The organism is Nocardia sp. JCM 38205, assembly GCF_058222935.1.
The window spans coordinates 17,928-36,172 of the sequence record NZ_JBYHFL010000006.1; the positions used below are offsets into that span (position 1 = coordinate 17,928).

Below are 18,245 nucleotides of genomic sequence, written 5' to 3' on the forward strand. Positions count from 1 at the left end.
GGCGGATGAAGGCGTGACGGTGCGCTGGGGAATTCGGGGACGTCCGGGCGCGGGCCCGCAGCCGTGTCGGGGTCCGGTCCGGTAGCAATCGATGGGCGGGGCGAGCGGCCAGACGGTCAGCCCTCACCCACCTCCAGTCATCACCTGTAACAGCACCTTTTCGGTCAGAACCCCGGACTGTCGTCGCCGGGACCTGCCACGCCCCACCCCGCGTTGTTGCCGCTCCACGGATCGGCGCCGACACCAGCGCCGACCAGATCCCCCGACCGGTCCGCCGCCGCGGTCGTCGTCGCGGTGGTAGCGGTCGAGGGGCGCGGGGTGCGGGTGACTTTCGCGGTGGCGAACCGCAGCGAGGGACCGACCTCGTCGACCTCGAGGTCGATTCGGGAGCGCCGCTGCCCGTCCTCGGTGGTCCACGAATGTGACTTCAACCGGCCGAATACGATCACCCGCGAACCCCGGGTCAGTGATTCGGCCACGTTCTCGGCCATCTCCCGCCACGCGGTGCACCGCATGAACAACGCCTCGCCATCGATCCACTCACCGGCGGCGCGGTTGAACACCCGCGGCGTGGAGGCCACGGTGAAATTCGCCACCGGCACACCCGCCGGGGTGTAGCGGATCTCGGGATCGGCAGTCAGATTGCCGATAAGGGGAAGGTTCGTGTCTGCGGCCATGATCAGGTATCTCCTTCGGTGACAAAAAACAGGCATGCCCTCGGAATGGGCGGGCATGGAATACGGGGGATCCTTAGAACTGCGCCCGACGGTCAGATCAGGTGGATCGGGATCGGGATCGAGATCGGGCATCTGGGTGGGCACGGCGTGTTTGCCGGGCTGGGCGTGATCGGTAGTCAGGTGGACGCGTGACGGGGGAGGTCGATACCGAGCTGTGTGGCGGTGTCGATTCCGCGGTCGGCAAGTGCGCGGAGCGTTGAATGCGGGTAACCGTCGCGCAGCGCGTCGGCGAGCAGGTCTGCGAGCGGGTGATCGGGGTCGGCGGCGAATGCTGCCTTGATTGCGCTGGTGGCCAGTGACCCATCGCCACGTAGGTAGGCGCTGTATGCGAGCAGGGCCGCAGGTTCGGCGCGCACAGCACCGCGCAGACAGCGAGTCAGCCGCAGCCACAATGCTTCGGCAGCGTGGGCATGCTCGCCCGCCGACACCGCCAGCATGACCAGACTGACGAAACCATCGCCGACGGTGAGAGCGATCCGAGCCAGATCGTCGGAGCTGGGGTGCTCACCGCGACTGATGTCGCGGACGCGGTCGAGGATGAACTCGATCGCTTCCCGACGAATAGCGTCGAGCTCGCCCCGGTCGCTGGCGAGGCGCCACCGTTGATGGATCTCATCGAGCGCGACCGGCAAAACGGTGTCGAGCTGTGCGGCGGCGGACGAATCGAGAGCAACGAGGGCAGTGATTTCCTCCCGCGAGCGGCGTATCGGCCCGCCACCGGCGGCGGTGGCTGCGGCGACGGCGCCCGACATCGGATCTGGCAGCGTCCCACCGAAAGCCGGGTTCGTGACCGCTTGCCACGGCACGCCCGCCTCGATCCGGGACGTGGCCCAGGCCCCGGCTACCCGCACCCCGGCGTCGGTGAACCCGTCAGTCAAGATGCGCAAGAGCCGACGCTGGGTCTGCGCATCCTCCGGTGTTGCGCGGTCGTCGACGAAGACGACCATGACCGCATCGGTGCCGCGAATGCATGCTCGCACCGCTGTACGGGCGAGGCGCTCGGGGTCGGGGCCGAGGTCGAAACGAGCGACCGTTTCGATCAGCGTTTCGCGGTCGCGGCCGGCCACGTCGCGGTGGCGCAGTGTGATCACCACCAGCGAGCGCGTCGGTGGGAACGACAGCATCGAGGGGATCGCCGCGATCAAATCGCCAGGATCGTCGACGCGAACCGTGGACTCGGACATGACACTCCTCAAGAGTCGATGAAGCGGCCAACCGCACTGCGGCAACGGACACAACCGCCTAGCGGATTGAGGCGGACTGTCGCCGTCGCGGCGCCGGGTGTACGACAGCGGGAAACCGAACGGGCGGGACCGAGCTCGTAGGCCGCGCGTAGTCTGCGGGCGGTCGAGATATCGGATGCCCGCCCTGTTGTGCGACTGGGCACCGTCCCGGCACGGCTGGCGGAGATCGGTGCTGACGCATGGCCTGGTACAAGGTCGATCGCCTCGGTGCCGCTGCTATCGGTCGTGGCTGCGCGCGCATCGGCGACCGGGTTGTGCCCTCGCCTCGGCGGAAAGGCGACGGCTACACCCGGCGAGGCAGTGCCTCAGTGTCCAGACCGCGGACTCGCTCGACAAGAAATTCCAGCGCCTCCAGCAGCATTTGCTCACTGACGATGTGAGAGCCGTGTCTGGGCGACCTGTCGGTGAACACCGCCTGGGTGTCCGCTTGTGGTGTCGGGGGGACGATGATGATGCCGCTGCGGTTCGGTGCGGTGAGACTGGTCCAGCTGCTGCCCGGATCGAGCGAGTGCACGTGCCAGGCGTGGGCCAGTTCGCAGCCGGAGTAGTGTGCGAGGGCGCTGATCTCGGCGAGCACAGGGCCGTAGTCCCGGCAGGGGTGCCGTCGGAATGGTCCATGGCCGTCGACGATCAGAGCGAACATCGCATCCGGCTGTACGTTGCGGCCGAGCCATCGTAGGTGCGCGCGAATCTGGTCGAGATCGAACCGGCCATCGTCGTCGTAGAGCCCGAGGCGGGCGTAGCCGTGCAGATGTGCCACCGAATTCTCGGTCAGGGCCACGCCGGCAAGCACGATCGCCGGTTGGTCACGGTGAGTGAGGACGTTCCAGCTTTCATCGGCTCGTAAGCGCAGTGAGGCGATCAGTTGACCAGGGACGTCGAATTCCACTCAGGGCTCCTTTCTCTTCCCGCCGCAGTAACTCGGTTATGGGCGGGAGCGGATTCGGTGGCGCCGGAACCGCCGGGGGAGCAGCCGTGCCATCCATGTGGGCATGGGTGGTGTGGCGAGGATCGGTTGGGCGTCGAGGTGCGGGTTGTCCTCGGCCAGGTCCACGCGGAAGGTGGTGCCGAACTCATCGATGATGTCGAAGACAGTGGCCGGTGAGTCCGGGTCACGCTGGATGGCGCATGCGCTGCGGGCGGCATGCAGGGGATCTCGAGCACGGATGTCGATCTGCCAGATCGCACGGTAGGAGAACAGAGTCCACCTCCAGGTGAGTGAGCAATCAGTGATGGCCGTAGATCGCGCGCTGTCCGCGCAGAAATCGGAAACAGCTGGCGGATCAGGAGATCTACGTCGGCGACGCCGAGTGTCGGATGCGGCTCGGACAGGACGGATACGGTCGGCTTGCGCGGTGGGTCACCCGCCTGCGTGGCTGCGCCAGGGGGCAGGTGATTGGCGGTCGAGCGGCTTGGCAGGCTGAGGCATCGCGTTGCCCTCGGCTCCTCGGCGGTGAATCGGTACCGATCGTCGACGCGGTGTGGAGTTGTGTCAGCCGAATGTGTCGGTGCCCCATGCGATCCTGGCGTTCCAGAGACGATACGAGGGGGTCCTGATGCCAGAGGCCAGCTACGGTCGAGACGAATTCGACTACATCGACCGGCATTACGTGCGGCGGTGTTGTGTGCGACCGGGGGATCTGGTCGACTCATCGGTGTGGGACAGCTATGTCCGGTTGCTGGTCGAGCCCTTCGTCGACTACTACGACGACCCGCGCTACTGCAATGAGGACGAGCTTCACGAGATCGTCGACCAGGTGTGGCAGTCCGGTGGCGCCTACGACGAGGTCACCATCGAGCATGAGGCCGAACTCGCGGTCGGAACACATGCGGCGCGAGGCAGTCGCATCGACTTCCTCGCCTACCACGACGACGGACACCGAACCGGCATCGAGGTGAAGACCGCGAGCCTGTGGACCGCCGACGCAGTGCAAGACCAGCTTGTGCGCTACGCCCGGACCGGGAGGGTGGACTCACTGCTGCTGCTGACCGCAGACCCAGAGCTGACCGAGATCGACTGGCCCCGCGATCTGACGACCCCACTGTTCATGGTGCTACTCGGCGGCCGACGCGGCCGCTGGTAGCGCCGAGCGCGTCGGCTGTGTTGAGCTCACGGCCCGACCGCCGCTGACGCCCCGACGAGCCGACAGCGCAGAGCTGCCCGACTCGCGGGGGCGCCGGGCCGCTCGACGCGCGAGGCGGGTCAGGCTGCGGTGTCGATATCGATGTCGTGGTAGTCGATGTCGCCGGCCGCGGCTTGTTCGACCTTGTCGAGGGTGTAGTCCCCGCCGGCACCGACCTCGGCGAGCAGATGCAGGTAGGCCGGTGTCGTGGCGGAGTGGTCGCGCCAGAAGCTCTTGCCGAGCGGGGTCTCGTGCGCGGCGATGACCATCGCGAGCGCGATCACCCAGGCGCGGTTGACTGGTGCGTCGGCGATGGCTTTGAGCAACTGCTCGCGGGAGCCACCGACACCGAGGAGCTTGGTCACCAGCTGCAGCTCGGAGGTGTCGAGTTCGCGAGCCAAGTGCTCGGCCACGAACCGGGCGGCCTGCTTCGGCGGTGTCCGCCGTTGCAGGTAGCTCGACAGGAACTCCAGCCGCCGCTTGTTGGCTGCTTCGCCCCGGATGTTGAGTGCGATGACCCGCCGCCTGGCCTGCCGCGCGGCCTCCCGAGCGGCAGCCTCGGCTTCGGCCGCGTGCACCGATTCGGGGTCATCGCCGCGCACCGTGATCGGGCGCAACCCGCTCGCATCGAGCTGATCGACGGGGAAGTAGAAGGTCGGTGACCAGCGGTCGCGGCGGGTGACCGTGTCGGGGTGCCGCAGCCCTGCTGCCGGTTCGGCATCGGGTTCGCCGCGGGTGAGGTTCCAGTCGACGCTGTCGGGGTCGACGAGCTCGCCGGTGGTGGCGTCGACGAGGTCGGCGTCGTCCTCGACGCTCAAATGGACGACCCAGCGAGCGGGGTCGGTGTAGATGAGGTCGGGATCCACCGGTGTGCCGTCGGTGGTTTCGACGTCGAGGGTGGGCAGGTAGCGGGCCTGGTCGGAGGTGGTGTCGGGCTCGTCGGTGAGGACGCCGAACCCGCAGACGCCGTAGGGGAGGGCGGCGGTGAGTTGGCGGCGGGTGTAGTCGCGTTCAGCGGCGATGCATTTGGCCACGAGCGCGAACTGGTAACGGGAGACCGACCGCAGCCGTTCCACGGCGTCGGTGTCGCCGAGGTTGTCATACTCGGCGAGGACGGCGAGCTGATCGAGGCCGAGCTGGTTGTCATCGGCGAGCTGGGCCGCGGTGGCGGACCGGCCGACGGCACCGAGTTTGCGGACCTCCGAGCGCGGGCGTTGCAACCCGTCGGCGACGTCGGTGGCCGACGCGCCGATGTCGAGCATGAACGCGACACCGGCGGCGTAGTCGCTCTCAGTGAGGTCGATGCGGCGGACGTTGAGGTTCATCTGCCGCATGGCCCGGTCGATGCGCCGCTGCTCGCGGGTGAGGTCGGTGCGCGCCTCGGTGACCCACACCGGAATGAATGCGCAGCCGGCCTCGATTGCCGCCAGGACACGCACTTGACCGTCGAGGACATGCAGGGTGCCGTCGGTTTCGCGTTCCACCAGCACCGGGGCTTGGACACCGAACTGCCGGACCGAGGCCACCTGATCAAGGTGGTCGGCGAGATCGACGCTGCGGCGGACGTTTTCACCGATCACCAGCTCCCGCGGGTCGCGGAAATCGGCGCCGACCCCGATCGGGGGAACGACTGCTTCTGCTCCGGTGTCGGTGTCGGTGGCGGCGTTATCGGCGTCCGCCGCGACGGTTTCGGTCGCGTCGCTGGCATCGCTGGGTGTCGGTGTCGGGGGCTGCGCGGTGTCGGGTGCGGCCGGTTCGGCGAGGGTAGCGGTCATGGGGTTTCCTCCGAGCTGTGATCGATGGGATCGGGCAGAGACGGGCACCGGTCAGGCGCGGTCGGGGGTGCGGGCGCGGGCGACGTTGATCGGGTGCAGGCGCAGCACGTCGTATCCGTCGTCGAGGAACGCCCAGTACCGGCCGCGCCACTCGGGGTACTCGCTGCGCCAGCGCGCGATGGCGTCATCGTCGGTGAGTGCCGAGACGCCGCCGGCGGCTCCGAGGTGGGCGAGCTGGTCGAACTCGGACCGGTCGATGGTGGGCACGGTCGGTGCGGCGGTGGGCATGAGGGACCTCCTGATCATCGTGCGGGGGATGGTTTGGCGTGCGCCCGGGTGGGCTGGTCGTGGCCGGTGAGGTGGTCGATGACCTGCGAGGGGTCGGTGACGAGGCGGGCGCGGCCGTCGCGGATGAAGGCGTGGCAGCCAGTCGAGGTGGCCGAGAAAATCGATCCGGGTACCGCGAACACCGGTCGCGCGAGCCGGTGGGCCCAGTCGATGGTGTCGGTGCTGGCGCTGCGTACAGCAGCTTCGGCAACGACCACGCCCCGCGCGAGCGCGGTGACGAGCCGGTTGCGTTCGCGGAAGCGGGATTTGAGCGGCGGTGTGCCCGGTGGGTACTCGGAAACGAGCAGCCCGTGCTCGGCGATACGGCTCAATAGATGCTGGTTGCCCGTCGGATAGAGGCGGTCGATACCGGTCGCCAGTACCGCGATCGTGGCGCCGGAGCGGTTGAGGACGGCGAGGTGGGCGTCGGCGTCGATGCCGAAGGAGCCGCCGCTGATCACCGTCCACCCACGGTCGGCGAAATACCCGGCGAACTCCTGGGCGACGTGGCGACCGTAGGCACTGCAGGCCCGGGATCCGGTGACCGCGACCGTGCGATCGAGGAAGGCGTTCATACGGTGCGGTCCGCGGGCCCACAACGCCAGCGGCGCCCGCGCACCCACGTGTAGTGCGTCGAGGATGCTCAGCTGCTGGCCAGGCCACTCCTCATCGGCGGGTGTCACCAGGCGTGCACCCACGCGCGCGGCCTGCTCGAGGTCCTCGGCTGCCAGCGCCGCGAGCTCGGCGGGCAAACCGTATCGGGGCGGGTCGTCGGTGAGATGGGCCGCGGCAGCGTCGGCGCCGAGCTCGGCGACCAGCGCCCCGATCGCATGGTCGGTCGTGACCGCGGCGCGGGCCAGCACAGCCCACACATGACGCCCCGGCCGATGCTCACGGTCGCTGGATCGGCGCGCGTACTGGTTCATGAAAGCTCCTGTCTATCCGCGGATTCGGATCACCCGGCACGGCTTCGCCGACAGCCGGCCCGCCGGCATGTGGAGGTGGTCGCGGTTCGGCCGGCGGGCCGGGATGCGGCCGAGAAGGGCAGCTGATAGTTGTGCGCGACGGCGGTGGTCAGACGGTGAGCCGGGGATGGCGCGGTCGGCCAGTGCCGGTGGCGCGGGCGGCGGCCCAGGAGAGTCCGTCGGTGATGGTGCGGTGGGCTTCGGTGTCGGTGAATGCGTCCACCCCGACATGGATGCGGGCCGCGTCGGCCAGGATCGTGTAGGCGTGGTCGTGGTCGAGGAGCCCGGCGCCGACGAGGCGGCCGAGGCTGTTGGCGGCGAGCAGGATCGTGCGGTGGCGGGTGCCGGTGCGGGCAGTGCGGATACGGGCGGCCTGGTTGGTCAGCGCGGCCCGCACATAGGCATCCGGATGCGTGATCACCTTGCGCGCGTTAGGGGCTGCCGCAGGAGCAGGGCTGCTGGTGAGCAGCTGAGCGAGCCAGCCGGGCAACGGGATCGGGGTTCGGTCGTCGACGATCCGGTACCGGCCGTGGGGCAGGGTGGATCCAGCGGCGACGACATACCCGCCGTGACCACGGGAATCGATATGCGGGCCGAGGCGACCGCAGCTGTTGCGCAGCGCCGGCACCACCGGTACCGCGTAGTAGAGGTGCATCCCGCCGGAGGGCGTGATGACGGTGTAGGTCGGCACGGGCAGTGCCCGGTTATGGTCGGCGGCCAGGCGCGCCAGCGTCTGCTGCCCCTCCACCGCCGTGGGGGCGGTGTTCGACATGGGTGTGTGGTGGCTGGTGTCGAGGTCGAGGACATGCAGCCGCGACCGTCCGCAGGCGATGGCGATGTTGTCGTTGGGGCGGCGCCACCACCAGGTACGGATGCGTGCCGGGTCTCGGGTGGCGTGCTGTTCCCAGCGGGTGATGACCGGTCGCTTGGAGTTCGGGTGCAGCGGGAAGACCGAGAAACCCTGCGCCGCGTGGGCGAGAGCGGCCGGTAGCAACTCGCTGGTGTGGACACTGGTCATCGACCGTTGGCCTGATTCGAGCCTGTGTTGAGGGCGGCGATGCTGGTCGCGACCCCGACAGCGGCCGTCTTCCTCGCCTCGATCCTGAAAGCGACTGTGGCAGCGTCGAGGACCGCTACCTCGCCGTGGATGGGATCATAGGACTGGCCGAACACGGCACGGTCGGAATCGGCCATCGTGGCGTGCAGGATGGCGGCCAGGGCGTCGAGGGTCGTGCGGCGGCGGGCGATCGCGGCGTCGTCGGCGCGGGCCCGACCCCGGCACAGGCCTAGGATGCGCACGTAGTCGGGAAGCAGGCGGCTGGTGATAGCGGCAGCGATGTCCTCGGCAGGGCGGACGGCGGCGACGGTGATGAACTGCCCGCCTTCCCCCGGGTGCAGGTAGCGAGCGAATTGTCCGTAGCTGGTCACCACACGCAGATGTCCACGGTCGCTGCGGCGGTGGCTGTCATCGCCATGAATGATGAACAGTCGCTGCTCATCTGGACCAATCAGCCGGGCCTTCCGGTCGACGGTGTAGCTGCGCTCGGCCGTCCAACCCGGACCGAGGGCGGCCGCGATCGCGCGGGCTGTCTCCATGAAGACAGCGTCGGCGCAAGCGGAGTGGTCAGTGGTCATAGCATCGTCTCCGATTTCTGGACAGGCGGGCACGGCATGGCCGTGGTTGCGGGTCGCGCACGAATCGGCATCGGCAACCGGTCGCATGACCCGCGCCTGCATGGGGCGGCCCTGCGCAGACGCAGGACGGAGGCGATGGGTTGTCGACACCGACACGAGGCCGGCGGCGCGGACAGCAAGAGGCCGCGCACGGACGGCTGGTGTGCGCCGACCATGCAGGTTGGCCTCGGCGATGGTTGTTCCACAGGGGATTCCACAACTGTGGAGAACAACCGGTCAGTTCTTGCCGTGTCCGTCGAGCAACCCCGACAGCGCGCGGGTCGCTGCCCACAAGGCCAACACGTCGCCTGACTGTTGAGATGTGGTGTCGGATGCGGCATCGCGGATCTTGCGTAGCCGCCGAAACATATTGTGATGGAGCGTAATTCCACTGATCTCGTGGTCGTCGCCGTCAGCAGGTGATGTCGTGAGGTGATAGTCGCCGAGCCGGATCCATGCCTCATACCAGGCCTCGGCCGCGCTCGCTGTGCGCGCGGAGGCGGCGGGGTCGGGTTCGTGCGGGGCCCAGTAGCGGCAGCGGCATTCCGGGTCGGAGCAGCGGCGGGTGTTGTTGCTGCTGGGGTTGTAGTGGTGTTGGGTTCCGGCGAGCATGGGGCAGGCCTGTCGGGAGTAGTGCGCGCATTCGGGGTGCATGCCGGGTTCGGCAGCGACCCCGCGCAGGTAGTCCGCGGGCCGGATGTAGAGCACGACCGGGTCGGTGAGCGGCTCGCCGCAGATCTGACACAGGCGTTGACGCAGCGCGTGTTGCTGACGGGCGAGGTCGAGTTTGCCCCACACCGGCCGGGTGCGGTCGCGGTGCGCGAGGGTGATGATCGGAACGACCATGCCCTGCGCGGTCGGAGCGCCGGCCAGCCGCGTCGGCACCGGAACTTTGCCGGCGGTTGACGGCCGGTGTCGGCGAGGTGCGTCGGTCATGGGGGTACCTTTCGTGGCGATGCGACAGCACATCTGTCGGCATGAAGATGCGAACGGGCGTCAGAGGCACGGTGAACACAGGGAGCCGCGCTCGATGCGTCGGCTGTTACCGCGATAGTGGGGTGGTGTTGTGAGCGTGGGTGAGCGGCCGGTTTCCGGGTCGATCTCGGATCCGACGAGCCGACACCGTGACGGGGCGCTCGATACCCAGGTGCAGATGTAGCGGAGCTCGCCGCACAGCTCGTACATCTCCCACGATTCCGGCTGCCAGGCGCCGGTGCCGGTCTTGCCAAGCTGGGTGCGGAAGGCCTTGGCGGGGTCGCGGACCGGTTGCACGGCAGCGGTCACAGCGGGTTTGCGTCGCGCGAAGATCCGGGCCATGGTCGCGGACGCTAATCACCCGCCGTGCACGGCCCACCGCGGTTAGTCGGCGTCGAGAAGAGAGCCGAGGCCGCTGACGTGCGAGGCCGCGAGCGCGACGATCGGCAGCAGCCACCACGACAACCCGGACAACGCGACGGCGGTCGGCGCGGTGGCGAACGCGACCCAGATGCTGGAGCATCACGAGCAGTGCACCAGGTACGCGATCTGCGAGTCGACACCGCGGCGGGTGACAACCCAGGTACGGAACGGCTCAGTCAGCTTGTCGCGGGTGATCAGGCGGGTAACGCGGCCGACGGCCAGCACCCACAGGACGAGGATCAACACGGTCATGGGCCGGACGGTACGGAGCAGGGGTGCGCGGACGACCCAATTCGATCGCCCCACCAACGCGATGCGCCTATGGTCTTGCCATGCAGAGCGCTTACGCGAAGTTGGGCAGAGCGAAGAAGCACCTCGCCGAGCTTCGGACGGACATGCAGAACTATAGGGACAGCAATGCGGTCACCTTCCGGATTCGTCAGCAGAAGGATCCGCTCGATTCGGCGGTGGTGATCGTGGAGTGCGTAGCCAGGGTGAAACAGCCTCCGCCCTCCGAGGACTGGGGCCTCGCGATTGGTGACATCCTGACCAACTTGCGCGCAGCACTCGACCACGCCCTGTATGGCCATATTGCTGCTCGACATTCGTTGACTGAGAAGGAAAAGAAGTCCGTCCAGTTCCCCGTCATCCTCAACGCGAAGGACTGGGCAGGCGTCGATGGCAGGTACAGCAAGTGGGTGGACCCGGCCGTGTGGGCGCACGTCTACGACAAACAACCGTTCCATCAGCAGGACCCACAGCAGGGCGGCCTGCATATTCTGAACGACCTCGTCAATCGCGATAAGCACAGGACGCTCCACGTCTTGGTGTCAATCGGCGAGGTGAGCTTCGACCGCAACACCACTCGAATCGCCGAGCTCACGTCTGCCGCCAAACCGATCGTCGACGGAGCAGTGCTCGGGCGCGCGCGCCTGCTGGTTCCGCTCAAGATCGACAACCCGTCGGGATCGGAATGGGTTGAACTACCGGGCGAGACGGCATATATCGAGCACATCGACGCCGCTGGATTCGGAGGCCGGCCCACCGGTGCTCTTGAGCTCATGGAGAGGCTCACGGGCGCCACGGAGACATTCCTGGACGAGCTGCGAAGCAAGGGGTGCTGAGGTGGACGACGCCCCGAACGACAGTCTCGAAGACATATCGAGGAGATTCGACGAGCAGCAGCGGATAGAGGAGGAGGCGTGGCATCCGGCCGAATCACTTGAGCGTAGTGCGTGGAACGTCGTCGGCTGCTGGCAAAGCCTTGTGGCCGAGGTCAACTTCATGTACTTCCATGTGGCCGGTCCCGGAGCACGTCCATCTAGCGAGACGAAGTTGCCGGCCACGATCCGGAAAGTTGCCGAGATCTATGGTGTCCGGTGGCCCCACGATGAATGGTCAGCTGCCGTCGACAAGGTCGGCAAGGTGCGCCACAAGCTTGCTCATCTCCTGTACATCTACTCGATCACTGGCGAAGAGCCCCATCGAACGATGACGATCATGCGTCTCGGTGGACCGCAGGGACCGAGAAAGGGGCCTGATGGTCATCGAGGGGAGCTCAGTTGGCGGCAGGTCCCAGATGACAAGAATCCTGATTTGGCGGCGTGGTCGCAGATGACGATGCATCTCGACACGATTACCGAGGACGAACTGTCGGAAGTGCTCGAGGAGATGCTGTGGATGCGAGATTGCTGCCGGATCTTGGGCTGGCTCGGTGACGTTGCAGCCGAAATGAAGCCGCGGCCGGATCTGGCCCTTCAGAAAGGTGATCCAGACTTTGTCCCATGGTGGTTCGCGGAGTGGGGCGACCGCGGATCAACACAGCTCACGTGGGGAGACGTCATGCTTCCCGGCTACAACGAGAAGTTCTGACCGCCGATAAGTGATGCTTGCCGGCGGACGGTTGACCGCGATCGGACTACACGAACATTGCTGTCGGTGTGGTGCCCTCATGCCCCCGTCGCTCGATCGCATTCGGAATCGACTTGGACACCGCGACGAGCATCGACCCGCCACCCAGCCAGCGGGGCTTCCACCAACTCCACCCCGTCCCCAACCTGGTCGAGGGCCTTGGTAAGCCTGACGACGAGTTCTGACGAGCGTTTCAAATCGAGATGGTGTTCCCCGCCTGCGTAATGAAGTTTCGCTACTGCCAACTCAAACCCTGGCCAGGGGTGTTCCACTGGTGGGTGGGGTGGCGAAGGCGGCGTGCTGGCCGACGGTAAGGACCTGTGCCCGGGTGGTGAGGGTGTCCGGCTGGTAGGTGAGGTAGCGGGGGTCGGGTCGTAGGCTGGCGACCCAGCGGTTGAGCTCAGTGGGCATCGCTGCTCGGCTTGTCGATGGCGGTGAGTGCGCGGTGGCATGCTCGCAGCACGCGCAGCTTGTTGTCGTAGGTGGTGAGCAGCCGGTGGAATTCGTCGCTGTCGTCGCCGTCGAGGGTGGCGGCGGTGGCGCGGGCGATGCTGCGAATCGGTTGGGCTGCTTCGAGGTAGGGGCCGAGGCCGTCGACGAGGACGCGCAGGACCTCGTCGCGGTTCAACGGTCTGAGGACGTCGTCAGGCATGGGTCTCCTGTTCGGTACGGGTGAGGGATTCGATGAACTCCAGCGGCAGCAGCACCTCGCCGGGCCCGACACCGAGGACGACGTAGCGGGTGTGGACCGCGCGCACGGTCGCCTGATGGATGTGGCCGCTGCGGGTGGTGATCGTGGTGCGGGCCTGGCTGTGACGCAGATGGTGCAGTTCAGTGGCCAGGACCGCAGCGGAGCCGGTGTCGGGCGCGGCCGGGTCGTTTCCGGTGAGGGCGGTGATCCGGGCGCGAATGAGGGCGCGGGCCTGGTCGAGGTCGTCGAGATTGGCGTCGTCGGCGAACCAGTTATCGATGTGGCCTGCGAGTACGGTCAGGAACCGGACCTCCGTGGCGGCGTCAGGGTGTGGTCCGGTCATCGCCGCCGTCTGAACAGACCGCGCAACCTCCTTGAGTGCGGGTGCGGGTGCCCGACTGCGGCCAGCCCGGCGGCCAGGGCGGCGGCAGCGGCGTCATCGAGGTCGATGTAGCGCCATTCGGTGTCGGGGTAGTGGGCATCGCGCAGCACTAGGCGGACGTGGTGGCTGTCGGTGCTGACGGTCGCCGAGTGGCCGTCGAGGTCGCGGACCCGGACGAGAACGGTCGGCAGGTCGAGCCTGTGTCGCATATCGGGGACTCCAGGGGTGGTGGGCCAGTCCGCGCGGGCATGGGCTGGTCACAGCCGGTGCGGGAATGGTCAGGTGTATTCGAGGTCGAGTAGGTCGGCGTAGCGGTCGGTGCCGTCGAGGTCGGGGCACACGCAGGATGGGAAGGGGCGTGCGCATTCGGCGCAGTAGCCGCAGTAGCCGCAGTGGGGGCCGAGATCGTTGTTGTCGGGTTCGCCGCAGTAGTCGCAGAATTCCCACAGGTAGCCGTAGGTGGCGGCGAGCAGGTAGCTGTCGTTGGAGTACCAGCTGCCCTCGTTCCAGTGGCCGCGGTGTTCGTTGAAGATGTAGGCCGGATGCCGGTAGGCGGGGTCGACGGTCAGCAGCACCATCTTGTCCGTGCCCAGCCATTGTTCGAGCCGTTCGCGTCCGGACCAGGAATCCAGGGACCCGAACGGCCGGTTCGGAAGGAAGTCTTCGGCGGCGATACGGGTGTCCGAGCGCAGATCACCGGGCTTGGGGTGGACGTTGGTGGGCAGGATGCCGTTGTGGGCCATCACGGTGCGCTCGTCGCCGCCGACGGCGAAGGGGTGGCAGTTGTCGCGGTTGCGTGGGCCGTGGGTGGCCAGGCGGGAGTGGAACAATGCCGGCCCCTCGGGGTGGCGGGATCGGGTCGCGGCGAACTCATCGATCAGTGTGTCGGCGTCCATGCCGCGGCCGACGATGATGTCGGTGCCGGTGTGGACGGCGTAGCCGTGTCCGTGCGGGTTGGCCAGCGCACCCGCCCGCAGGTTGTCCAGCTGCGGTGCGATGCCGGGTTTGACGAAGGTCAGGATGCACATGCGAGGGCCTCCATTTCGGCGAGCAGCGGCGAGTACCGCGGACGGGTCCGCACCCAGGCGGTGAACGCCGCCCATTCCCAGCCGCGGCGCCGGGCGATCTCGGCCGCGGTCAAGCCGCGGGTGTATTCGACCGACGCGGCGGCGAACGCCAGCGCGGCCAGTACCTGCCGTGGGCGCAGCGAGCTGGCGAAGACCCGCAGCTCGAAGGTGTGTTCAGGGAGGGTGTTGATCGCCTGGTACCGGCGGGTGAAACTGCTGAGGCCTTTGGCGTCAGCGAGGGCTCGGGAGCGGGCCTGCGGGCAGAACATCGCCCAGTGATCGGATCGGCGCCGCGCCAAGCGCACGACCGCGTCTTCGTTGCGGTAGACGAATTTCAACCACCGGTAGGCGTGGGCGGGGGAAGAGAATCCGGCGCGGGAGACGTGGACGTGGATACCGACGTTGTCGTCGGTATAGGCGCCGAGCGCGCGCAGCTCGGTGAGCAACGCCCACGGGAACTGGGCGCGCGCGAAGTCGTAGTCCATCGGGTGGGTGACGAGCTCGAATCCACACGAGATCGACCCGTCCTCTTTGAGGTAGGCCAGCTCACCGAGTTGGTTCACCGCGGTGTGGGCGGCGTCCGGGAGTACGTCGTTGGGAGTCTTGATCTCGATCTCGAGCCCCAGAAACAGCGGACCGTCGCCATGGAAGACCGGGCTTGGCTTGTAGTCGTAGCGGTAGATGCCGTCGTGGTCAGCCGAGTGGTCATCACGGCAGCCGCTGCAGTAGGTTTCGTCGCGCAAGATCAGCAGGTAGCAGTCGGCACAGTCGGTGTAGTCGTCGTACTCGCAAGTGGCACACACCCAGCGGCCGCCGTCGGTTTCATTCAGCTGGCTGGCGTAGGCGTCGCAGTCGTCGCAGGTGCTGTAGCCGGTGACGCAGCTGAGGCAGACATCGCCGCCGGAGACGATCGAGACGATGTCGGGGCTGCGGCGGGAGCAGTCGTCGCAGCGCGACCAGCCCACCAGGCACTCGCTGCACAGGTAGGTGTCGTCGACGGTCAACTGACGGTCACGGGCGTGGAGCGCGCATCCGTCGCAGCGGGGCACCTGGGCCGCGCAGTCGCGGCACAGGTATTCGTTATCGACCGTGGTGACCGGCTCCTGGTCGACGAGGAGATGCGAGCAGTTCTCGCATTCCAACTGGTCCAGCACAGCGGTAGGCACGGGGGATCACGACCTTTCGATGGAACGAGAAAGGGCCCCGCTGCCAGCCGAAACAGCTGGAAGCAGGGCCCTTGCGGGTGGAAGGAGAAGGTCAGCGAGCCGAATCGATCCGCCGCACCACCGCCGGGGCGCGGCTGCGGCGGTGTGTGGGCTCGCTGTCAGTGGCAGTGGTGTCGAAGCACACGCATAGCGGGAAGCTGGAGTCGCAGTCGAAGCACCAACCGCACCGGCCGCAGTAGCGACCCGGTCGACGCGTGTCGAAGAGTCCGCACCACGGGCACAAATACGACCGTGCCGGCCAGCGCCGTGCCGGCGGCAGGTAGCTGCGGTTCGAATACCACACGCCGCCATCCCAGGTGCCGGCCTGTTCGCCGAACAGGTACGCCTGCTTCTCGTAGGCGGGATTGCTGGTGAGGATCACCAGCTTGTTCGACCCCAGCCACGACTCCAGCCCCCGCCGCCCGCGGTGGGTATCGATCGACCCGAACGGTTGCCGGGCCAGGTACTCCTCGGCGGCGATGCGGGTATCTGAACGCGGGTCGTAGGCGCGCGGATGGACTCGCTTGGGAAGGGTTCCGTTGTGCGCCAGCACGGTTCGCCCGTCTCGACCGAGCGGGAACGGGTGGCAATTGTCGGTGGCGCGGATGCCTTTGGTGGCGTAGCGGGAATGAAACAACGCCGGACCGTCGGGATAGCGTTCCCGGCGCCGGGTGAACTCCGCGATCACCTCCGCAGCTGACATGCCTCGCCCCACCAGGATTCGATCGCCGGTGACGATGGCGTAGCCGTGACCGTGGGGATTGGCGACCGCTCCGTTGATCAACGCCGTCGAGTCGGCATCGACACCGGCGGGGTAATAGGTCAGCAGGCACATGCCAGGTCCTCCATCTGCACGGTCAACGGCAGGTACTCAGGGCGCGCGGCCACCCACTCGGCGAAACGGCCCCATCCCCAGCCCCCGGCGCGCACCTCGGGAATCCGCAGGCCGCGCGTGTACTCCACCGACGCCGCCGCGAATGCCAATGCAGCCTTCACTTCGCCGGGCTCCAAGGAGCTGGCGAACACCCGCAATTCCAGGGTGTGGCGGGGGTGGGGGTTGATCGCCTGGTAGCGGTCGAGTCCGAGTGCGTGCACCGGGCCTTTGGCCGTGTCCCGGGCCTTCGCGCGGGCGCGGTCGTCGAATGGCGCGTAGTGGGAACGACGCCGCGCCAATGACACCACTTCGGGCTCGTTGCGGTAGAGCAGCTTCATCCACCGATACACATGCGCCGGCGAATCGAACCCGGCGCGGCTGACATGCACGTGCAGCCCGACCGATTCGTCGGCCACGCAGCCACGCTCGGCGAGCGAGCCCAGCAGCGGCCACGGAAACCCCTCGAGGGCAAACCGGTACGACATCGGGTGGGTGACCAACTCGAACCCACACGGTCGGATCGATGAATCCCGCTTCAGGTAGCCGAGCCGACCCAGCTGATCGGTCGCGAGCCGAGCACAATCCTGGAACCGGTACTCCGGCACCACGATTTCCAGCTCGAGCCCCAGAAAGAGCGGGCCTTCACCATGGAAGATCGGGTCGGGCTTGTAGGTGTAGTTCCACACATGTCCTCGACGGGCGCATCCTTCACAACGATGGCCCGGAAGCAGCAGGCCGCCACAGTCCGAGCAAGCATCCAGTTCGGTTGCGCACTGGTCGCAGGCTCGGTGTCCCCCCGACACATACCGCGTGTTCGGGCAGTACCGGCCACACCGAAAGCAGGGGTCGTAGGACACCAACGAGCAGCGTCGGCACACACGACCGCCGCTGTCAGCGCGGAGCGCCGACGCGGTGAGGCCCTGACACGATGCGCATTGCGTCCATCCGGCCACACATGGGCGGCACAGGCGACCGCAATCAGCGGTCGGGATGAGTACCAGCGCCGGTGCATCACAGCGCCCACACCACGGCAAATCGGAATAACACTGGGCACAGACTCGCTGGTTCCCGACCAGACGTCGATCACCGGGGGTTGTCGTGGCGCAGACCGCACATGGCGGGTAAGCAACAGGGGTCGCCATAAGCAATGTCCTTCCGGGAACGAAAAACGCCGGATCGCGGTGGCGATCCGGCGTGGGCTAGGGGGGGCCGCCCGGGTGCGATGCCCGCCCTGGCACGGCATTGGTGCCGGTAGGAGACAGGCGCGTAGGCTTATCGTGGGAGATCAGACAGGCAGGCCACTATCGAGGAGGCCTGGAATGGCGTCTGACCGGCCGCGCACATCGCGCAAACCACGATCACCGGAACTCATCCAGCGACTTGAACGCGCGCGCGAACGCGAGCGCCGCCGCAAGGACGAAGCCCGGGAACGCGAACGCGTGATACGCGCCGCGATCAAGGACTACATCGCCGAATGGCACGCGATCACCGAATGCGAAGCGCAACTCGACACCGAAGCGACCGCACTACAGCAGCGGATGCGGGTTGCCGAAGAACGTGCTGGACGAGAAAAGGCCGAACACCACGCGCGGCAAGCAGCCGCAGCTGCTCGCATGAGTGAAACAGGGCTGACAGAAGTCGAGATCAGCGAACTCCTCGAGACGTCCCCGAAACACGTACGCCAGCTACTGGCGGCCGCGCGTGTGGCTCACAACGGTGACGGTGCGCCGAGCGAGACAGCGGAGGACCGAACTACCGACCGACCCGACCCACCGAATCAGCAGCCGAACGTCACGGCTGTAGACATTGCAACAAGCAGCAGTAGAGGTGATTCGGGGAAGTTGGCGAGTGATCGGCGTGGAAGCTGAACCG

General features: G+C 67.2%; 23 protein-coding genes. 4 read left to right on the top strand and 19 right to left on the bottom strand.

The window, feature by feature from the left end:
- Positions 1-164: 164 nt before the first annotated feature.
- The 3 genes from AC4HOU_RS21715 to AC4HOU_RS21725 form a co-directional block, all read right to left on the bottom strand.
- Positions 165-677, bottom strand: coding sequence for a single-stranded DNA-binding protein (locus AC4HOU_RS21715; protein ID WP_195026192.1), 513 nt, complete (start codon positions 675-677; stop codon positions 165-167).
- Between the two features lie 176 nt (positions 678-853).
- Positions 854-1,882 (bottom strand): DUF4192 domain-containing protein, encoded by a 1,029-nt coding sequence (locus AC4HOU_RS21720; RefSeq protein WP_490725083.1) that lies wholly within the window; start codon positions 1,880-1,882, stop codon positions 854-856.
- 382 nt (positions 1,883-2,264) lie between these two features.
- Positions 2,265-2,870 (bottom strand): DUF4192 family protein, encoded by a 606-nt coding sequence (locus tag AC4HOU_RS21725; RefSeq protein ID WP_195026194.1) that lies wholly within the window; start codon positions 2,868-2,870, stop codon positions 2,265-2,267.
- 667 nt (positions 2,871-3,537) lie between these two features.
- Here AC4HOU_RS21725 and AC4HOU_RS21730 point away from each other — a divergent pair.
- Entirely contained in the window at positions 3,538-4,065 is a 528-nt protein-coding gene (locus tag AC4HOU_RS21730; protein WP_195026195.1) for a hypothetical protein, read from the top strand.
- 119 nt (positions 4,066-4,184) lie between these two features.
- Here AC4HOU_RS21730 and AC4HOU_RS21735 read toward each other — a convergent pair whose 3' ends face one another.
- From AC4HOU_RS21735 to AC4HOU_RS21770, 8 genes are all read right to left on the bottom strand, one after another.
- On the bottom strand, positions 4,185-5,879 hold the full coding sequence (locus AC4HOU_RS21735; RefSeq protein ID WP_490725084.1) for a ParB/RepB/Spo0J family partition protein: 1,695 nt from the start codon (positions 5,877-5,879) through the stop codon (positions 4,185-4,187).
- A 51-nt stretch (positions 5,880-5,930) separates the two neighbouring features.
- A complete protein-coding gene (locus AC4HOU_RS21740) occupies positions 5,931-6,167 on the bottom strand; it encodes a hypothetical protein (RefSeq protein ID WP_195026197.1) in 237 nt (78 codons plus the stop codon).
- 14 nt (positions 6,168-6,181) lie between these two features.
- The gene (gene dprA, locus AC4HOU_RS21745) at positions 6,182-7,132 is read right to left on the bottom strand and encodes a DNA-processing protein DprA (RefSeq protein WP_195026198.1); all 951 of its coding nucleotides are present in this window, start codon (positions 7,130-7,132) and stop codon (positions 6,182-6,184) included.
- A 148-nt stretch (positions 7,133-7,280) separates the two neighbouring features.
- Positions 7,281-8,189: a bifunctional DNA primase/polymerase gene (locus tag AC4HOU_RS21750; RefSeq protein WP_195026199.1), complete on the bottom strand. Its 909-nt coding sequence runs from the start codon at positions 8,187-8,189 to the stop codon at positions 7,281-7,283.
- The gene (locus AC4HOU_RS21755) at positions 8,186-8,806 is read right to left on the bottom strand and encodes a hypothetical protein (protein ID WP_490725085.1); all 621 of its coding nucleotides are present in this window, start codon (positions 8,804-8,806) and stop codon (positions 8,186-8,188) included. Before AC4HOU_RS21755 ends, AC4HOU_RS21750 begins: the two co-directional genes overlap by 4 nt.
- Positions 8,807-9,082: 276 nt before the next feature.
- Positions 9,083-9,781 carry a hypothetical protein gene (locus tag AC4HOU_RS21760; protein ID WP_195026201.1) on the bottom strand — a complete coding sequence of 233 codons (699 nt, stop codon included), beginning with the start codon at positions 9,779-9,781 and terminating at the stop codon, positions 9,083-9,085.
- A 60-nt stretch (positions 9,782-9,841) separates the two neighbouring features.
- Positions 9,842-10,162 (bottom strand): hypothetical protein, encoded by a 321-nt coding sequence (locus AC4HOU_RS21765; protein WP_195026202.1) that lies wholly within the window; start codon positions 10,160-10,162, stop codon positions 9,842-9,844.
- 180 nt (positions 10,163-10,342) lie between these two features.
- Complete coding sequence (locus tag AC4HOU_RS21770; protein ID WP_195026203.1) at positions 10,343-10,495, bottom strand: hypothetical protein; 153 nt, start codon at positions 10,493-10,495, stop codon at positions 10,343-10,345.
- An 80-nt stretch (positions 10,496-10,575) separates the two neighbouring features.
- On the opposite strand from AC4HOU_RS21770, the gene AC4HOU_RS21775 reads away from it, so the two are divergent.
- Positions 10,576-11,367: a hypothetical protein gene (locus AC4HOU_RS21775; RefSeq protein WP_195026204.1), complete on the top strand. Its 792-nt coding sequence runs from the start codon at positions 10,576-10,578 to the stop codon at positions 11,365-11,367.
- A 1-nt stretch (position 11,368) separates the two neighbouring features.
- The gene (locus AC4HOU_RS21780) at positions 11,369-12,115 is read left to right on the top strand and encodes a hypothetical protein (protein WP_195026205.1); all 747 of its coding nucleotides are present in this window, start codon (positions 11,369-11,371) and stop codon (positions 12,113-12,115) included.
- Between the two features lie 285 nt (positions 12,116-12,400).
- Here the strand turns inward: AC4HOU_RS21780 and AC4HOU_RS21785 are convergent, their stop codons facing one another.
- From AC4HOU_RS21785 to AC4HOU_RS21820, 8 genes are all read right to left on the bottom strand, one after another.
- Positions 12,401-12,565 (bottom strand): hypothetical protein, encoded by a 165-nt coding sequence (locus tag AC4HOU_RS21785; RefSeq protein WP_195026206.1) that lies wholly within the window; start codon positions 12,563-12,565, stop codon positions 12,401-12,403.
- Positions 12,555-12,806, bottom strand: a complete 252-nt coding sequence (locus AC4HOU_RS21790) for a hypothetical protein (protein WP_490725086.1) — start codon at positions 12,804-12,806, stop codon at positions 12,555-12,557. Before AC4HOU_RS21790 ends, AC4HOU_RS21785 begins: the two co-directional genes overlap by 11 nt.
- Positions 12,799-13,188 carry a hypothetical protein gene (locus tag AC4HOU_RS21795; RefSeq protein WP_490725087.1) on the bottom strand — a complete coding sequence of 130 codons (390 nt, stop codon included), beginning with the start codon at positions 13,186-13,188 and terminating at the stop codon, positions 12,799-12,801. The genes AC4HOU_RS21790 and AC4HOU_RS21795 overlap by 8 nt, the downstream gene beginning before the upstream one ends.
- Positions 13,185-13,436 carry a hypothetical protein gene (locus tag AC4HOU_RS21800; RefSeq protein ID WP_490725088.1) on the bottom strand — a complete coding sequence of 84 codons (252 nt, stop codon included), beginning with the start codon at positions 13,434-13,436 and terminating at the stop codon, positions 13,185-13,187. The genes AC4HOU_RS21795 and AC4HOU_RS21800 overlap by 4 nt, the downstream gene beginning before the upstream one ends.
- A 69-nt stretch (positions 13,437-13,505) precedes the next feature.
- A complete protein-coding gene (locus AC4HOU_RS21805) occupies positions 13,506-14,255 on the bottom strand; it encodes a hypothetical protein (protein ID WP_490725089.1) in 750 nt (249 codons plus the stop codon).
- Positions 14,243-15,460, bottom strand: a complete 1,218-nt coding sequence (locus AC4HOU_RS21810) for a hypothetical protein (protein ID WP_490725090.1) — start codon at positions 15,458-15,460, stop codon at positions 14,243-14,245. The genes AC4HOU_RS21805 and AC4HOU_RS21810 overlap by 13 nt, the downstream gene beginning before the upstream one ends.
- A 91-nt stretch (positions 15,461-15,551) precedes the next feature.
- A complete protein-coding gene (locus AC4HOU_RS21815; RefSeq protein ID WP_490725091.1) occupies positions 15,552-16,334 on the bottom strand; it encodes a class II glutamine amidotransferase in 783 nt (260 codons plus the stop codon).
- Positions 16,322-17,059, bottom strand: coding sequence for an amidoligase family protein (locus AC4HOU_RS21820; protein WP_490725092.1), 738 nt, complete (start codon positions 17,057-17,059; stop codon positions 16,322-16,324). The genes AC4HOU_RS21815 and AC4HOU_RS21820 overlap by 13 nt, the downstream gene beginning before the upstream one ends.
- A gap of 633 nt (positions 17,060-17,692) precedes the next feature.
- Between AC4HOU_RS21820 and AC4HOU_RS21825 the strand changes: the two genes are divergently transcribed.
- Positions 17,693-18,241: a hypothetical protein gene (locus AC4HOU_RS21825; RefSeq protein ID WP_195026213.1), complete on the top strand. Its 549-nt coding sequence runs from the start codon at positions 17,693-17,695 to the stop codon at positions 18,239-18,241.
- Positions 18,242-18,245: the final 4 nt, after the last annotated feature.

Bases quoted from the DNA above. Each gene is read 5' to 3' on its own strand.
- AC4HOU_RS21715 (WP_195026192.1), bottom strand. From the start codon at position 677: ATGGCCGCAGACACGAACCTTCCCCTTATCGGCAATCTGACTGCCGAT.
- AC4HOU_RS21730 (WP_195026195.1), top strand. From the start codon at position 3,538: ATGCCAGAGGCCAGCTACGGTCGAGACGAATTCGACTACATCGACCGG.
- AC4HOU_RS21735 (WP_490725084.1), bottom strand. From the start codon at position 5,879: ATGACCGCTACCCTCGCCGAACCGGCCGCACCCGACACCGCGCAGCCC.
- AC4HOU_RS21740 (WP_195026197.1), bottom strand. From the start codon at position 6,167: ATGCCCACCGCCGCACCGACCGTGCCCACCATCGACCGGTCCGAGTTC.
- dprA (WP_195026198.1), bottom strand. From the start codon at position 7,132: ATGAACCAGTACGCGCGCCGATCCAGCGACCGTGAGCATCGGCCGGGG.
- AC4HOU_RS21750 (WP_195026199.1), bottom strand. From the start codon at position 8,189: ATGACCAGTGTCCACACCAGCGAGTTGCTACCGGCCGCTCTCGCCCAC.
- AC4HOU_RS21755 (WP_490725085.1), bottom strand. From the start codon at position 8,806: ATGACCACTGACCACTCCGCTTGCGCCGACGCTGTCTTCATGGAGACA.
- AC4HOU_RS21760 (WP_195026201.1), bottom strand. From the start codon at position 9,781: ATGACCGACGCACCTCGCCGACACCGGCCGTCAACCGCCGGCAAAGTT.
- AC4HOU_RS21765 (WP_195026202.1), bottom strand. From the start codon at position 10,162: ATGGCCCGGATCTTCGCGCGACGCAAACCCGCTGTGACCGCTGCCGTG.
- AC4HOU_RS21770 (WP_195026203.1), bottom strand. From the start codon at position 10,495: ATGACCGTGTTGATCCTCGTCCTGTGGGTGCTGGCCGTCGGCCGCGTT.
- AC4HOU_RS21775 (WP_195026204.1), top strand. From the start codon at position 10,576: ATGCAGAGCGCTTACGCGAAGTTGGGCAGAGCGAAGAAGCACCTCGCC.
- AC4HOU_RS21785 (WP_195026206.1), bottom strand. From the start codon at position 12,565: ATGCCCACTGAGCTCAACCGCTGGGTCGCCAGCCTACGACCCGACCCC.
- AC4HOU_RS21790 (WP_490725086.1), bottom strand. From the start codon at position 12,806: ATGCCTGACGACGTCCTCAGACCGTTGAACCGCGACGAGGTCCTGCGC.
- AC4HOU_RS21795 (WP_490725087.1), bottom strand. From the start codon at position 13,188: ATGACCGGACCACACCCTGACGCCGCCACGGAGGTCCGGTTCCTGACC.
- AC4HOU_RS21800 (WP_490725088.1), bottom strand. From the start codon at position 13,436: ATGCGACACAGGCTCGACCTGCCGACCGTTCTCGTCCGGGTCCGCGAC.
- AC4HOU_RS21805 (WP_490725089.1), bottom strand. From the start codon at position 14,255: ATGTGCATCCTGACCTTCGTCAAACCCGGCATCGCACCGCAGCTGGAC.
- AC4HOU_RS21815 (WP_490725091.1), bottom strand. From the start codon at position 16,334: ATGTGCCTGCTGACCTATTACCCCGCCGGTGTCGATGCCGACTCGACG.
- AC4HOU_RS21825 (WP_195026213.1), top strand. From the start codon at position 17,693: ATGGCGTCTGACCGGCCGCGCACATCGCGCAAACCACGATCACCGGAA.